This is a genomic window from Christiangramia forsetii KT0803 (genome assembly GCF_000060345.1).
In the GTDB taxonomy this organism is placed as follows: Bacteria; Bacteroidota; Bacteroidia; order Flavobacteriales; family Flavobacteriaceae; genus Christiangramia; species Christiangramia forsetii.
Genome location: NC_008571.1, coordinates 3,767,842 through 3,783,495, shown reverse-complemented (window position 1 = coordinate 3,783,495; position 15,654 = coordinate 3,767,842). Strand labels below are relative to the sequence as shown.

Annotated in this window: 15 protein-coding genes; 2 read left to right on the top strand and 13 right to left on the bottom strand. The window is 37.0% G+C overall.

The features are described from left to right. Positions 1-63: 63 nt before the first annotated feature. From GFO_RS17080 to GFO_RS17065, 4 genes are read right to left on the bottom strand one after another with little or no spacing between them, the layout of a single operon-like run. Complete coding sequence (locus tag GFO_RS17080) at positions 64-1,530, bottom strand: cellulose synthase family protein (protein ID WP_011711458.1); 1,467 nt, start codon at positions 1,528-1,530, stop codon at positions 64-66. Then, entirely contained in the window at positions 1,527-2,231 is a 705-nt protein-coding gene (locus GFO_RS17075) for a glycosyltransferase family 2 protein (RefSeq protein WP_011711457.1), read from the bottom strand. The genes GFO_RS17080 and GFO_RS17075 overlap by 4 nt, the downstream gene beginning before the upstream one ends. A gap of 48 nt (positions 2,232-2,279) precedes the next feature. Continuing rightward, complete coding sequence (locus GFO_RS17070) at positions 2,280-3,875, bottom strand: 4Fe-4S binding protein (protein ID WP_011711456.1); 1,596 nt, start codon at positions 3,873-3,875, stop codon at positions 2,280-2,282. Further along, positions 3,875-5,164 carry an NAD(P)/FAD-dependent oxidoreductase gene (locus tag GFO_RS17065; RefSeq protein WP_011711455.1) on the bottom strand — a complete coding sequence of 430 codons (1,290 nt, stop codon included), beginning with the start codon at positions 5,162-5,164 and terminating at the stop codon, positions 3,875-3,877. The genes GFO_RS17070 and GFO_RS17065 overlap by 1 nt, the downstream gene beginning before the upstream one ends. A 258-nt stretch (positions 5,165-5,422) precedes the next feature. Here GFO_RS17065 and GFO_RS17060 point away from each other — a divergent pair, with 258 nt between their 5' ends. Together GFO_RS17060 and GFO_RS17055 are read left to right on the top strand one after the other, a co-directional pair. After that, a complete protein-coding gene (locus tag GFO_RS17060; RefSeq protein WP_011711454.1) occupies positions 5,423-6,379 on the top strand; it encodes a sterol desaturase family protein in 957 nt (318 codons plus the stop codon). 94 nt (positions 6,380-6,473) lie between these two features. Continuing rightward, entirely contained in the window at positions 6,474-7,511 is a 1,038-nt protein-coding gene (locus GFO_RS17055) for a glycoside hydrolase family 113 (RefSeq protein WP_011711453.1), read from the top strand. Here the strand turns inward: GFO_RS17055 and GFO_RS17050 are convergent. The 9 genes from GFO_RS17050 to GFO_RS17010 all read right to left on the bottom strand — a co-directional run bounded on the left by GFO_RS17050 (position 7,501) and on the right by GFO_RS17010 (position 15,629). Next, positions 7,501-8,187, bottom strand: coding sequence for a TIGR04283 family arsenosugar biosynthesis glycosyltransferase (locus GFO_RS17050; RefSeq protein WP_011711452.1), 687 nt, complete (start codon positions 8,185-8,187; stop codon positions 7,501-7,503). The two genes, GFO_RS17055 and GFO_RS17050, sit on opposite strands and share 11 nt — an antisense overlap. 5 nt (positions 8,188-8,192) lie before the next feature. Further along, on the bottom strand, positions 8,193-8,990 hold the full coding sequence (locus GFO_RS17045) for a DUF547 domain-containing protein (RefSeq protein ID WP_011711451.1): 798 nt from the start codon (positions 8,988-8,990) through the stop codon (positions 8,193-8,195). Between the two features lie 17 nt (positions 8,991-9,007). Beyond that, a complete protein-coding gene (gene arsM, locus GFO_RS17040; protein WP_011711450.1) occupies positions 9,008-9,976 on the bottom strand; it encodes an arsenosugar biosynthesis arsenite methyltransferase ArsM in 969 nt (322 codons plus the stop codon). Position 9,977: 1 nt separating this feature from the next. Further along, complete coding sequence (locus tag GFO_RS17035; protein ID WP_011711449.1) at positions 9,978-10,790, bottom strand: purine-nucleoside phosphorylase; 813 nt, start codon at positions 10,788-10,790, stop codon at positions 9,978-9,980. Further along, the gene (locus GFO_RS17030; protein WP_011711448.1) at positions 10,787-11,404 is read right to left on the bottom strand and encodes a TIGR04282 family arsenosugar biosynthesis glycosyltransferase; all 618 of its coding nucleotides are present in this window, start codon (positions 11,402-11,404) and stop codon (positions 10,787-10,789) included. The genes GFO_RS17035 and GFO_RS17030 overlap by 4 nt, the downstream gene beginning before the upstream one ends. Continuing rightward, a complete protein-coding gene (locus GFO_RS17025) occupies positions 11,405-11,905 on the bottom strand; it encodes a rhodanese-like domain-containing protein (protein ID WP_011711447.1) in 501 nt (166 codons plus the stop codon). A gap of 54 nt (positions 11,906-11,959) precedes the next feature. After that, a complete protein-coding gene (locus tag GFO_RS17020) occupies positions 11,960-12,784 on the bottom strand; it encodes a metallophosphoesterase family protein (protein ID WP_041250430.1) in 825 nt (274 codons plus the stop codon). Further along, positions 12,769-14,103 carry an SLC5/6 family protein gene (locus GFO_RS17015; RefSeq protein WP_041250429.1) on the bottom strand — a complete coding sequence of 445 codons (1,335 nt, stop codon included), beginning with the start codon at positions 14,101-14,103 and terminating at the stop codon, positions 12,769-12,771. Before GFO_RS17015 ends, GFO_RS17020 begins: the two co-directional genes overlap by 16 nt. Positions 14,104-14,189: 86 nt before the next feature. After that, entirely contained in the window at positions 14,190-15,629 is a 1,440-nt protein-coding gene (locus GFO_RS17010; RefSeq protein WP_011711444.1) for a SusD/RagB family nutrient-binding outer membrane lipoprotein, read from the bottom strand. Positions 15,630-15,654: the final 25 nt, after the last annotated feature.

Sequence of the window (15,654 nt, the reverse complement as noted above, 5' to 3'; positions counted from 1 at the left end):
ATAAAGTTTAAAGAATCTGAAATCCATAAAAGAGCAGTAGACTTTCAGCTAAAATATAAAAATTTATGCTCTCAGACTTTTAAAGAATACAAAGCCAAAACCTGTAAATAACATTAAATGAAAGATCAACAGGCCAAAATCATTCAACTTAAAGGCACTCCATATGGCAAAGCCAAAATAAAGAAACAAGAGTCCTTCTAAAATTATATTTTTTGAAAACTGATTGCTTAAATATTTATTTCCCTTCCAGGAATCTTTGACGGAATTAAGATTGAACTTTGGAGTTCTAATAAATTCAGATTTCTTTCCAAAATGTCCTTCCAGTACTGCCAGTGAATTGTGAACAGAAAAACCCATAGCAATAGAAAAGAACGTAATAAACATGCCTATAAATTTCAAAAAACTTTTAAAACCGGCACCATGAATTCTTGAATAGGCTACGTAATAACAAGCAAAAAATATAAAAGTACTGGTCGCAAAAGTTGCCAGCACATTGAAATACCACGAAAAGTCCGGGTTGTTATTTTTGATATAAAGCACCGGAACGCTCAAAATCCCTAATAGCAAAACTATTAGAAACATACTGGAATTCAATAAATGAAAAAAGCCATGAAATTTGGTACTAAAAGAAACCGATTTATCCTTCCATAATTTCCCGTAATTCTTCTTAAAGTTCTCTGCAGCTCCTTTATTCCATCTAAATTGCTGACTTCTCGCCGCACTAATTACTACGGGAAGTTCAGCTGGAGTTTCCACATTTTCAAGATATTTGAATTCCCAGTTTTTCATTTGGGCACGATAACTTAGATCAAGATCTTCGGTTAAAGTATCCCCACTCCAGTTACCGGCATCCAGAATACACTCTTTTCTCCAAATTCCCGCAGTGCCATTGAAATTGATAAAATTTCTTCCAAAATTTCTACCTGTTTGCTCCAGAATAAAATGAAAGTCCAGCGCAAAAGCCTGAATTCTGGTAAGCAAAGAATAATCTCTATTTAAGTGACCCCAGCGGGTTTGGACTACTCCTATTTTTGGATTTTTAAAATAAGGAAGTGTTTGCATAAGCCAGTTTTCACCTGGAACAAAATCGGAATCGAAAACGGCAACAAATTCCCCTTTAGCTATTTTCAAGCCTTCTTTTAATGCACCTGCTTTAAAACCGGTTCTATTTTCTCTTCTTATATGTTGAATATCGAGACCTGAATTTTGAAGCTCCAGAATGATTTCTGAAGTTTTATCAATAGAATGATCGGTAGAATCATCTAAAACCTGGATCTCCAATTTATCTTTGGGATAATTGATCTTCCCTATATTTTTCAGAAGTCTTTCCACGACATAATATTCGTTATAAAGTGGAAGCTGGATTGTAACTATGGGCAATTTATCTTCTGAAAAATCAAACTTTTCAGCATCATCAGTAGCTTTGGTTGCCTTTAAATAATTGATTAATAAATGAAGCTGGGAGAGGCTATAAACAAAAATAGCGAGTAAGGCTAGTGTATAAATTATAATTACCGCTAAATCGATCATTTAAAACTGTATTTAAAAATCCAACCAAGAATCTTCACGCCGGCAAAGATAGCACCTTTGATGGTTCCTGAAACTTTTGAAACACCAATCCTATTTTTATAATGCACAGGAACCTCAGCATAACTTAAATTTTGTCGTAAAGCTTTCAATTGCATTTCAACCGTCCACCCGTAAGTTTTGTCTTGCATATTTAGCTGAAGCAATTTTTCATACTTTATCGCTCTAAATGGACCAAGATCTGTAAACCTGGAATTGAAGAATAACTTCATTAATGTGGTCGCCAGTTTGTTTCCAAATCTCTGAGGAAGCGTCATGGAACCTTTTTCTCTCCATTCATCAACTCTTGCCCCTACTACAAAATCTTTATCATCATTGATAATTGGATCTACAATTTTGGACATCTCATCAGGATAATCGGAATAATCACCATCAAGAAATACGATAATATCAGGTTTCTGGTTTTGTTTAGAAATATAATCCATCCCTTTTAAGCAGGCATAACCATAACCTTTTTGAGCTTCAGTTAATACCGTGGCACCTGCGCTTTCAGCATTCGCTTCAGTCTCATCTGTGGAATTATTACTAACCACGATTACCTCATCTACTGAATCCGGAATTTCCGAAATCACATGCGAAATCGATTCAGCTTCATTAAATGCGGGAATAATTACCTTGATAATAAGTGGCACTGGGGTATGCAAAATTCAGAGTTTAACAGGAAGTGCGAATATAAGCCTACACCTTATAGATTATTTACTTTTTTGATTGATTAGATCCAGAAGATCTACATTATCGCCTAAGATACCATCTTCAGAATCAATCCTATTTTTTTGCGATCCATTTTCGAGTTTCAGTACTCCTCTTGGACAAACTGCTGAACAAATTCCGCAACCAACGCAACTGGATCTTACAATATTCTGACCTTTCTGTGCATATGCCCTAACATCAATTCCCATTTCACAGTAAGTAGAACAATTTCCGCAGGAAATACACTGCCCGCCATTCGTGGTGATTCGGAATTTTGAAAACAACCTTTGTTGTAACCCAAGAATCGCTGCCATTGGGCAACCAAATCTACACCAAACCCTGTTTCCGAAGATTGGATAAAAACCTGTACCAATAACTCCGCTGAATATCGCTCCAATCAGGAATCCATAGGTTGATCTAAGGGTTTCAGCATTAAACAGGAACAAATTATTTCCGCTCATATAATGAAAACCGATTAGTGAAAGAATAATCACCAGATAACCAATTGCGCCATACCGGGCATCTTTTTCAAGTTCTTCTCTCTTAAAATGCCAGATAGCAGCAAAAAGTAAAGTAAGAAACACCCCCACTCCAATGAGAAAAACATCCCTTGTGAGCCAGTACTTTGCGGGATCGTCTCCCAGATAAGAATAAACAACAGCGGTAGTCATTACCACTACAAAAACCAGTACGCTATGCACCACCCATCTTTCTACTTTCCAGGCAAACTGGCTTTTATCTGATAAATGACGGTAAGGGTCTCCGGCGGTTTCAGCCAGACCTCCACAACCACAAACCCAGCTACAGTACCAGCGTTTCCCATATTTATAAGTTAGAATTGGGGTAATTATAAAGATGGAAGCGATCCCGAATAGTAATAACGCCAATCCAATATTCCCTGCAGAAATAAAATCATCTACGCGATATTGTTCAAAATTATAATAATTGAGCGGCCATATATTCTTAAGATCATAATAGGGCAGGGAAAAGCCTTTACCATTCAATCTCGACATAAACTCCGGAATAAGAAAGGCGAAAGACGTCTGGAAAAACATAACAGAAACCGTTCTGATCTTTTCATATCTATTATGCCGGTATTTTAAGAAAAACTTTACCCCGAAAGCAGTAATGGCAATCGTATATAAGGTTCCATAAACAAACCACTGGCTGGCGGGATTTCCGCTTAATAGGTTACTTAAAGGATCAAATAATGCAATTAAACCTACATTATCACCTTCTGCCCTTAAACCAATAAATTGAGGATAAAAATAAAGAACAATATAAAAACCGGTGAGTGCGATACCTGCAATCCAGGCTAGGTAACCCCTATTGGTCATTGACTTGAACCACACTCCATCATTTTTGATCCCCGGATGTGTATCTGCATAAGCAGCCTGGGCAAACCAAACAATTCCGGTAATTATGGAAAGTAAAGAAATACTTAACCACAAAATTTTATTCGGAAAATTTATATTCAAAGAAGCAAGGAGAAGGATGATAAGACCAGCCATTCCTAAAAAAGTAGCGAGCTTTTGTTGGGTATTAATAGCTTTGGGAGCTTCTCCGGTAAGCGCCATATTATGTTCAATTCTACTCATTAGTATGCTTTCTCTAAATTATTTTTAAAACTTCTGAAAATCTCTTTTTCGTGTCGGTCGTAAAACTCGGGATCAAAATTTGCAAGTTTCAGGTTTGCAAGAACATGATCTATCTTTCGATGTTCGTCCAGCCATAGGTTTATCACTTCCTGTCTCATTCGTATTCCGAAGGTGTTAACACCCAAAAATTCATTGATTTCAGAATTATAGGAAATGGTAATGGCTTTTAATCCCGACTCATGTTGCCAGTGAAAGTGTTGTTCATTGTTTTTCGGCCTCGGCCAAACCCAGCCATAAGTTTGATACTCTATATCAAAAAATTTAGCTGAATTAAACCAATTTCCCGGTTGATAGGCGGTTCGCTCTCCGGTTAAAGTATAGGCAAGTGTCTCCCCCATGATTCTCCCTGTATACCACACAGCTTCCACTGGTTTTCTTAAACCTATGGTCGTTTTTTGTTGAGCGCAATCCCCAATAGAATAAACGTCTGGAATATTGGTTTCCAGAAATTCATTTACCAAGATACCCTTATCGGTTTCCAAATCTGAATCTTTTAAAAAGTCTATATTAGGTCGTACTCCCGCGCAAAGCCCTACAAGCTGACAGTCTATTTCTTTGCCATCTTTAGTTTTCACAGCTCTTACTCTTCCATTTTCATCGGAAAGAATTTTATCCAATTCGGTATTATGCCTTAGATCTACCCCATGAGACTTAATATGGTCTGAAATCAGCTTTGCATTTGGAAGCGGTAATACACTACTCCAAAAAGCTTTTTCACGAACCAAAAAAGTAACTTCTATCTTACGAGTCCTAAGCATTTCAGCAAGCTCAACACCAATTAAACCTCCTCCAATGATAACGGCTTTTTTTGTATAAGGAGTATTCTCTTCGAGTTCAATAAGGTCCTGTTTCGTAACCAGTCCCTGAACTCCTTTAAGATCCTGTCCCTCCCAACCAAATTTATTATAAACAGAACCTGTGGCAATTACGAGCTTATCATATTCCAAAGGCTCTCCCGAAGAAAAACGCAATTTCTTTTTCTTAAAATCTATTTGTTCTACCCAGGCTTTCTTTAATTCAATTCTATTCTTCTCCCAAAACCAGTCTTCATAAGGTTTTAAGTGGTCCCACTTCATATGTCCCATATATACATACATTAGGGCGGTACGGGAAAAAAAATAATCTGATTCGCCTGAAACCACAGTAATCCTGTGATCGGAACGTTTCCGGATATGCCTCGCAGCAGTGATCCCTGAAATTCCGTTACCAATAATTACAATATGACTCATTAATTTTATGATCTAGAAGAATAGCAGGTAAGAAACCAACGTATTAACTTTAGTAAAGTAATAAGAAAAGTTAAGGATTACCAAGATAAGCCTGGATTAAATTAATATCTCAAAATTTAATCTAAATAATAAAAGATTGATACGATCAATCTCCATAATTAAATTACTTTAAGCCCCTACTTTTTATTTCACTTTTTTAGACGAATTAAAAAGCTGAGATTACATCTAATGTTGAATTAAATTTAGCCTGTACTTTTTATGGATTTAACGAATCCCTTGATTTATGGAGTTCCATGCTTTATAGCATTAATCTTACTAGAACTTTCTTATAGCCATCATGATGGAAATAAGGAATTATATTCTTGGAAAGATCTTATGGCAAGCGGATCTATGGGAATTGGAACTGCTATTATATCCCCACTGTTAAAGGTGGTTTTCATGATTTTCTTATTTGAATCGGTGTATGCACTCTTTAATCCCGTAGTGAATGGTGTACACACTAATATTTTTGGATATGAATCCTTTGGATACCAATGGTATTTCTGGGGTTTATGTATGCTTGGAGATGATTTTGCATATTACTGGTTTCACCGGGCCAATCATGAAATAAGAATTTTCTGGGCCGCACATATTGTACATCACTCTTCAGATAATTTTAATCTCGGAACGGGCATCAGGAATGGCTGGTTTACCCTTGTTTATAAACCTTTCTTTTATATGTGGTTACCTGCGATTGGTTTTCCGGTAGAGATGGTTATTATTTGTTTAGGTATCGAGTCCTTATGGCAATTCCAGTTACATTCTCAATACATTCCCAAATTGGGCTTTTTTGAAAAGTTCCTGAATACGCATACCATGCACCAGGTACACCATTCTCAAAACGTAGAATATCTGGATAAAAATCATGGAGGGATTCTTAATATTTTCGACAGGATGTTTGGTACCTGGAAAGAATTTGATGAAAGTATCGAAGTAAAATACGGAGTGACCCATGCTCCCAATTCCTATAATCCGCTGATCATTCTGACCCATGAATTTAAAGACATTTGGAAAGATGTAAAAAATGGGGAAAATTTTAAAGAAAGATTCATGTACGTATTTGGCCCTCCCGGCTGGAGTCCTGATGGCAGTACTTTAACGGTGAAACAAATGCAGCGTCAGTTTGAAAGTGTGAATAAGAAAAACCCGGAAAAGTCGTATCAAAGACCTAATTAAGATATTAATTTGCTTATTTCTAATTAAATTTGATCATGGATCATTTCAAGCTTTTACCAGTATGCAAAGCCCTTTATTTTAATTTGAATTAAGCGTGAAATTTGAATTTTTCTTTACCAGAAATTCCCTGAATTATTTATTGCTGATAGGCTCCCTCTTTCTTTGTTCCTGCCAGAGTTCTAATAACAAGGAAAAAATCAACGGGATTAGTCTTGTAGCTTCCCGGGACAGCCTTCATTCAAATCATCTGGATCCAATTATAAATATCAATGCTAATGCCGTAGCACTTATGCCCTATGCCTTTATGCGGAATAAGGAAAACCCTGAATTGATCTTTAATATAGAACGGCAGTGGTTTGGCGAAAAAGCTGAGGGCATAGAACAGGCTATTTTGCTTTTGAAAGAGCAAAATTTGAAAATTATGATGAAGCCTCACATCTGGTTAAGAAATGGGGATTTCACTGGTAATCTCAAATTTTCTTCGGAAGCTGAATGGAAGCAATTTGAAGCTTCGTATAAAGAATACATGATGCTCTATGCAAAGATCTCGGAAAAGCACCATATTGAGATTTTATGCATTGGCACAGAATTGTACAACTTTGTAAATTCCAGACCTCAATTCTGGAAAGAACTTATTGTAGATATTCGAAAAGTTTACAATGGAAAATTGGTATATGCCGAAAACTGGGATAAAGCTGATAAGATAGATCTGTGGAAACAATTAGATTATATTGGTGTAGATGCTTATTTCCCTTTAAGTGAAAAGATTTCTCCTACTGAAGAAGAGATCAAGCAGGGGTGGGAAAAGCATAAAATAATGCTTGAAAAGCTGTCTTCTAATTATGATAAGCAGGTGGTATTTACAGAATATGGTTATAGAAGTATTGATTATTCTTTAAAAGAACCCTGGAATTCAAATAGGGATATTATTGGGACAAACCATAGTCTACAAGCGAGGGCGCTGAAAGTTATCTATGAAGAGTTCTGGACCCAAAGCTGGTTTGCCGGCGGTTATATTTGGAAATGGCATCAGCATGAAACTTCTGGCGGACTAGATAATAACCGTTTTACCCCCCAAAATAAACCTGCTGAAAATATAATTAAAGAATACTATGAAAAATTCAGGAACTAAGCCTTTTGTAGTAGTGATTGTAGAGTTCTTCGGGTGAAGCTCCACGCCTTCTTTTCCAGTAAATTTCAATAAAAAACCACTGTGTATTCCAAACTCCCATTCTTTCGTAGAGGCGCGCTGAGGTAGTGATCCAGCTTTTAATTACCGTAAACTGTTTCTTTTTATAAAGTCTTCTAATAATCTCATTGTCTTCATATACCCTGTACGTCTCATTAAAACCACCAATTTCATCAAAAAGATTTTTTTCAACAAACAGGGATTGATCACCTCCTCTACAGGTAATGTGGTTCACTTTTGTAAAGTGCCCCATTAGATTAAGCCACCAGTGATCTTTATCAAATTTCATTTGAAAACAGCCGGCCTTATTACCATTTTTGAATTCATTTACAATTAAAGAATCAAAATTTTTGGGCGGCAAACTATCTGCATGTAAAAAGTAAAGTATTTTTCCCCGGGCAAGTTTTGCACCGGTATTCATTTGAACGGCCCTACCTTTTTCTGAAGGTACATAGAATACTTTTGGATGATTTCTGGAAATTTCAGCAGTATTATCAGTACTTCCACCATCCACGATTAATATTTCAGAAATATAACCCGAGGAAACAGCTTCGAGATGCTTTAACAACACAGGAAGCTGTTCTTCTTCATTATACGCCGGAATGATAATACTAATCATAAAACCTATTTCGTATCATTCAGGTTCCAGTTATAATCTTTATAGGTAGTCTTAGTTCCAGAATTAATCTTCGTATTGGAATATTGATTCACATATTCAATAATACTCATCCCAGATTCTGTATAATCTTTTTTATACCAGTCAAAAATTGATGATAATTTAGCTGAATTGGCCGTAATCTCATTTTTGTCTGAATTGATAAATTCTTTGGTTGCCTGGTCCAACTGCTTATCAATTTTATCAGCTGTATAGGCCCAGTTCATAAGTTTCGGACATGAAATGGAAGCACAATTAATAGCAAAATGAATTCTTGGTTCATTCATTTTACGCAACACGCTGTTCTCAATTCCGCCAAGAGAAATTTCGGTATCCCCAACTTTTACAAATTCTTCTGTCCATGGACTATCAATATCTTTAATACTTTTTACTGGATAATTTCTCAATATAAGATCTACCGTATAGGCATTATAAAGATTGATATAGTAAGCAAGTAACTCGTTTGCTCCCCAGTCTTCCGAAGGATTTTTTGAAGAAAGCATTTTCAGGTATTTATCCAGTTTTTCACGATCGTTCTTAAAACCTTTATAATCTACCAGTCCGTTTTCCTTTACATGTTTTTTCAGAAGTTCATCCCATATACTGTGATCCACAATTTGTTCTGAATTATCTGTGCTCGATTGTTCAGAAGCATCTGGAGTAGGCAATCCTTTACTGTTTAATCCCGCACTGGAAATAAGATTACAGGAAGCAAACATACATGCTCCTGAAATTAGAATTGCAAAACTTAAAAATAACTTTTTCATAGTTTAAATTTTAAAAATTAACAGCAGCCTCCTCCATCATAATGAAAAGTAGACTCACTGATATAAATATCATCGCGACCTAAGTCGGCTAAAGCATTTGCTGTTTTATCGCAAATTGCTAAAGGTTGATTTTTTAGTAAAATATGTCCTTTTTTATCATCAAAAAGATCTTCCTGTCCATAATAAATTGCCGCCTTTCCGGTGAAGATACAGGGGCCATCCTCCGGCATTGGATCTTTGATCGCCGCAACTTCAATAGACTCTATATATACGAGTTCTTCAGTAGGATAGTTTTTTGGATCCAGAATTCTGTATGGTTTTCTCGCCCTAATTTCAATTGTACCAAAACCTGCATCGGTTAGTGCCTTTACATAATCTTTGATAGATAAGCTTCCGCTAAGACATAATGCACGTAGTCTTTCATCGTTTCTCAACTCGTCATTCATCTCCTGCTCACAAGTAGGATCACTCATTACAAGTTTCCCATGCGGCTTCAATACCCGATACATTTCCTTCAAAGCCTTGGTAAGCTCTTCAGTTTTAAAAATATTGAAAAGACAATTCTGAGCCGCTACATCAATAGAATTATCTTCTACAGGCAGATCTGTGGCATCCCCTTTTTTAAGGTCAACAAATTCTGATTTGAACCACGGGTTCATTTCTTCTGCTACTTTGAAATTCTTTCTGGAAGCTTCCAGCATTTCATCTACTACATCTATCCCTACAACACCAGATTTTTGCCTTGAAAAATAAGCGAACTGCAGTAACTCCATTCCTCCACCTACACCTACATAAAGTATTCTGGGGTCGTTGGTGAGATCTCTTGCATGCACGGTAGTTCCGCAGCCATAATTCATCTCCTGCATGATCTTAGGTATCTTTAAACCCGGTAATTCCCAAACAGGATTGGTAGTACAACACAATCCAACATCTGGAGTTAATGCTGCGTCTCTATATACATCTTTGGTCGTTTCTAAATAACTCATGTTATATCTTCTGAAGTAATTCTTTAAATAATTTCACCATATCAGGTTCTGCTTTCGCCGCATTGGCGAGTATCTTCTGAATATTCACTTTTTCAAGATTCTCAGGATCACCCTGATCTGTGATCACAGAAATTGCTGAAACCGGGATTCCCAAATGATTCGCCACAATAATTTCCGGTACCGTACTCATTCCTACTGCATCTGCACCGATAATTTTCAAAAATCGATATTCTGCCCTGGTTTCCAGTTGCGGACCAACAACCGAAGCATATACTCCTTTATGTAAAGTGATATTCTGGTTTTTGGCAGCTTCTTCAAAAATTTGGTTCATGGTAGCATCATAAGGTTCGCTCATATCCACAAAACGTTCTCCCAGTTTTTCAACACCATGGAAAGCCAAAGGAGATCCACCTTGTAAATTAATGTGATCATCAATCAGCATTAATTCTCCCTCTTTAAAATCAAGATTAATTGCTCCTGATGCGTTGGAAACCAATAATCTTTTCATCCCCAAACGCTTCATTACCCTTACCGGAAAGGTAACATCAAACAGGCTGTAACCTTCATATAAATGAAACCTGCCCTGCATCACCACTACTTTTTTCCCTTGTAGCGTTCCGAAGATCAGCTTCCCTTTATGAAATTCTACCGTGGCGGTTGGAAAATAAGGTATATGGTTATAACTGGCTTCTACTTCTATTTCTACATCATCCAGAAGTTTCCCCAGGCCTGTACCTAAGATGATTCCGACTTCCGGCTCACCAAAGCCTTTGGATTTTAAATAATCTACAGATTCGTTTATTCTATCGGTCATATAGTTATATATTTTTGAAATGCAGGATGATCTTTAATATCATCCAATAGATCTACATCGTTTCGGGATTCCAGTAATTTGACGTCTTCATTACTAAGATCTTTCAAAGTATCTTTTAAAACACTGGAAGTTCCCCATTCTTTATCTTTAAATACGTCCGAATTTAAGGATTTCATCCCGAATAGATAGTACCCGCCATCTTCAGCAGGTCCAATTACATACTCGTGATTTTCCAATTCCTCGAAAGCATTTTCAATATCATTAGAATCGATATCATACATATCGCTTCCAATGACAATTATCTTTTTATAATTCTCTTCAAATCCATTTTTGAACGCATTCAGCATGCGCTCACCAAGATCTTCCCCAAATTGTTTCTTTTTTGAATACATCTCATTATTCCAGATATCATTGTTATTAACCGAATCGGAATAATGAACCTGTTTAGCAGCATTTACAGAAGAAGTAAATTTTGCAGAATGATCTAATAAAAACTTATAGATTTCGAGTGCTTTCTCATTTCCAAGATCTTTCGCCAGCCTGGTCTTTACTTTTCCGGCAACCGGATTTTTTGTAAATATGAGAAGTAATTTTTCTTTATTTATTTCAGTCACTTAATATATTTTTTCGCCTTTTTCTAGATACTTCGCCCAGTTTTTGGAGAAGGCATGTACTTTATTCGTTTCTTTCCCGTTGGAAAAAACCTTAAAACCTGTATTTTTCCATTCAAAGATTCCACCGTACAAATTTGAAACATTTGTATAACCAGCTTTTTGAAGTTTTTCAGCAATATTTTCTGAACGAATCCCTATAGAACAGTAGACCACGATAGAAGCAGATTTGTCTTTAAACCTCTTTGAGACTTCATCCTCAGAAAAATTGGAATACCCAACAAATATTGCCTCGGGCAAATGGCTCACATCATACTCTATCTTTTCCCGTGCATCCAAAATAACCACAGCATCATTCAAGTATTTCATCTTCAACTCTTCCACAGAGATATATGAAACCTTTCCACTATTATACCTGGATAACAATTTGTCTAAAGGTTTATCTTGCGCTGATGCGATTAAGCAGCCGGATATTATAAAAAGTATAATTAGTAGGTTCTTCAAAGTAATTCTTTCTTCTATTTACGAATTTAAAGCGACAAGAGATGTTATTGTTTTCTAAACATTTAAGCCAAACCCCTGTAAACCGCTTTCCAGGCCGGGTAATATTTCGGTGTTATCCCAAATTCCGGTAATAAGGGTTCGTGCATATTCTTGCGGCAACTGGTTCTTCATCATGAGTGAACTTGCCAGTTGATGATCATATTTTAAGGAATGATGATCAAAAGTAATTTTCTTTTCTGAATCCAGGACCGCATACCAGGTTTTAGGAGAACCATCATTTGCAGGCATTCCAATAACCCCGGGATTCAGCCATAATTTTTCTTCTTTTGAATGCGAAAATGGTAATCCACAATGACCTGCTATGATCACATCGGTGTCAGTTTCAGTAAAATTCCGTTGTTTAAGCGACCAATCTGTAGACTTAAAAATAAATTCTGAAACCTGAAAAGCCGAGCCATGAACTACCTGCACCTTCTTTCCGACATAATTAAATCGGATATGAAGCGGTAAATCTTTCATCCATTCAATGGAAGCCTGAGAAAGATGAATTTTAGCATAAGGATACCATTGCTTTGAAAAGTCATCACAACGAGAGCCTTCACGAAAATCGCATCCACAATCCTCCTTATCTTCCGCAAGCTGAATTTCGACATTCCCGGCGATGCTGTGAGCGCCCCATTTCCTGAAAGCCTGCACCGTTTCTTCCGGTTGTGCACAATAACCAACAATATCTCCTGTGCATATACAGTTTTCAGGAGGAATCCCTAAAGATTCAGCCTTATGAATGAGTTCCTGTAATGCCTGTAGGTTGCTATAAACACCCCCGAATACAAGGATTCTCCCTTCAATATTATTTAGATCGATTACTTTTTCAGCCATTTCGGGATCAAATATAAGATTATACAACTAAGTATTCCCCAAATATTAATCCACAGAAGATCGGCATAGGGACCTTCCGTAAAAATCAGGAATTGAGGGAAAAAATTAAAGACCAGTAGGAATCCAAAAACGAGTCCGCAAATCACACTAAGATAGAAACTGATCTTCGGCACTTTCATATTCCAGAATATAAAAATAGGAGTTAAGCCAATAACCATTGTTCCTGAAATGGTAGTTGCTGAAAGTATTTCAGCATTTAGGAAAACGGGAATTGTTCCCAGTATCGCCACAATGATCATCGCGATTCTACCTGATTTGATAGTTTTTCCAAATTTCAGGTCCAGGGTTAATAATTTTGAAGATGATGAAAAAGTAGAATCCAGGGTAGATGCCGCAGAGGTGATCATGATAAAATTGATCACCAATAATATCACCACTCCAAAAGACTTCCCAACCTCAACGGCCGCCTGACCTTCCATTCCGTTTTTCTGAGCATAGACACCAATAATACTGAATAAAACAATGCAGATTCCGCCGAAAATACTAGCAAATATAAAGCTTCGAAGCGTAGTTTTAGGTTTACTAATAAAGCCTCTATCGGTTAATACAGGATCATGAAACGGATAACTAAAAGATTGCAATACCGCCGCAAAAAGCAGATTCAATCCTGTAGCCATGGTCCAGTCACCAGAGCTTACAACTTCTTTCACCTCCATTTCTCCAATGCTAAAAATATTCCACAAGATCACACATAGCAATACAGCGAATAAGCCCATCTGGATCACATCGGTAAAAATGGAACTACTAAGGCCTCCCTTTAGTGCATAGGCCAGGGTTAACACTGTAAACACTAGAATAGACCAGTAAAAGGATGATGATCCAATTTCACCAAAATAACTTCCGATTACCATGGTATTGGACCAAACCTCATTAAAAAGCCGAATACTGATAAGAATCGAGAAAATAACAATTGCTCCCCTGCCAAACTTTTCAATAAGAAACTGGTGGATGCTTTTAAAACCACCTTTTACCCGCATTAAGTAAATTATGATCCCAGCGATCGCAAAAGAAAGGTAATACCCCGCGTAAGCAACTCCTCCAACGATCCCAAAATCAAGCCCAAGATTTGCAGCATTGGTAATGCTCTTGGCAAAGATCCAGGAAATTATAAGGCTCCCGGTGAGCATCCCTGCACTTGGAGCTCTATTACGGAAGGTAGCTTTGAAAAACTGCGCTTTAGTCTTTGCCCAGGGCGACAATATCAAAAATGCCAGACTGGAGACTATAAGCAACCACCATTGCCAGTAAACCGGTGCTATTTCAGAAAAATCAATCAATTAATTCACTTTTAATATTCAGGTTCGAAAGCATCCTTCGACTGCGCTCAGGATGACAAGAAATTCATTTACTCATCCCACCATACCGGGAAATTGATACTATTCCCATCAGTAGCCGCAGCCGCTTCGTCGAAATTTTCAGCATTTAACGCTTCTTCTTCTGTAGGATATGGCATTCTAACAGGAATTAAATCATTATTCAGGCTGGCAGAAATGGGTTTTAGATCTGGATAGCCGGTTCTTCGCCACTCAATCCAGCCTTCATATCCATTAATCATATTCCCAATCCATTTTTGAGTAATAATTTGCTCTATATTATTTCCTGTTGTCCCATATGCAGCCGTCCCGTTTAAATATTCTTCAGAAAAGGGTGTATTCCAGTAATCAAAACTTTGTTCTACTGCAGTGTTGTAAAGCATTTCAGGATTTGCGGAAATCATTCCTTTTTCAGCAGCTTCTGCCAGCCAGAAATTGGTTTCCCAGGCAGTAAGAAAATTGGCGTCTAAAACACCTGTATTTTCTCTGAAAATCATTCCTGCATACGAATAATTTGCAGGGGAAATAGAAGTTTGAGAAGCATCAATTCCGTTTATAAGTCCGTTATAAATGGCATCATCATTTGCCGTTGGCCTAAATAAAACTTCTATTCTTGAATCATCTAATTCTACAAGTATCTCTTCAATTGTTTCAGACATGACGAAATTATTAAAATCACCAACTCTTAGTTGTTGCATTCTAAAACTATTTGGCTCTCCTGAAGTAAAGTCAAACACCGCATTTTGAGCGTTTTCTTTGATATAATTCCCTTCAGAATAAAGCTCTTGTAACTCAGCTGAAACATTTTCCCGGGAAGAAATTCTCATCAAATATTTAATCTTCAATGAATTGGCAAAACGAACCCAGTTATCAAGATTTCCATCAAAAAGTATATCCCCTTCTAAAGAAAAATTACCATCATATGCCTCTATTGCTGCAATTCCATTCTCCAGATTTTCCAAAATTCCATCTTCAGCTAAATAAATATCCTCCTGCGCATCATATACCGGGGTTGTTGTCACTTCTTTTCCCTGAAAAGCTTCAGTATAAGGAACATCGCCAAAAAGATCGGTCAAAGTTGCGGCCATATAGGCTTTTAGTATCAATGCCGGACCTTCATAAACACGAAAAGCTTCATTTTCCCTTGACTTATTCAGGATGATTTGATTATTGCGAAGATTGGTATAGAGAATTGGCCAGGGATTTCCTCCCAACTGTGGTGACTTCAAAGCATGACGATCAAAAAGGTTAAAATCCAGAGCAGTTAAATACTGCCCCAGCAAATTACCGGCAACAAAACCCTCATAAGACATTTGCTCGCCATAATCGTAAATTACCTGCCTCAATAATAAACCAGGTTGAACTTCTACCGGGGCATTAGGATTGGTGTTCTTCTCCTTGAAATTATTAGTGCAGGAAAGCATGGCGAAAATTGCCAAAACGATCACTGCTATATTTTTATATTTTTTCATCCTCTGATTTTTATAATTACATCAT

Bases quoted from the DNA above. Each gene is read 5' to 3' on its own strand.
- GFO_RS17035 (WP_011711449.1), bottom strand. From the start codon at position 10,790: ATGACCGATAGAATAAACGAATCTGTAGATTATTTAAAATCCAAAGGC.
- GFO_RS17060 (WP_011711454.1), top strand. From the start codon at position 5,423: ATGGATTTAACGAATCCCTTGATTTATGGAGTTCCATGCTTTATAGCA.
- GFO_RS17080 (WP_011711458.1), bottom strand. From the start codon at position 1,530: ATGATCGATTTAGCGGTAATTATAATTTATACACTAGCCTTACTCGCT.
- GFO_RS17070 (WP_011711456.1), bottom strand. From the start codon at position 3,875: ATGAGTAGAATTGAACATAATATGGCGCTTACCGGAGAAGCTCCCAAA.
- arsM (WP_011711450.1), bottom strand. From the start codon at position 9,976: ATGAGTTATTTAGAAACGACCAAAGATGTATATAGAGACGCAGCATTA.
- GFO_RS17045 (WP_011711451.1), bottom strand. From the start codon at position 8,990: ATGAAAAAGTTATTTTTAAGTTTTGCAATTCTAATTTCAGGAGCATGT.
- GFO_RS17020 (WP_041250430.1), bottom strand. From the start codon at position 12,784: ATGGCTGAAAAAGTAATCGATCTAAATAATATTGAAGGGAGAATCCTT.
- GFO_RS17065 (WP_011711455.1), bottom strand. From the start codon at position 5,164: ATGAGTCATATTGTAATTATTGGTAACGGAATTTCAGGGATCACTGCT.
- GFO_RS17010 (WP_011711444.1), bottom strand. From the start codon at position 15,629: ATGAAAAAATATAAAAATATAGCAGTGATCGTTTTGGCAATTTTCGCC.
- GFO_RS17050 (WP_011711452.1), bottom strand. From the start codon at position 8,187: ATGATTAGTATTATCATTCCGGCGTATAATGAAGAAGAACAGCTTCCT.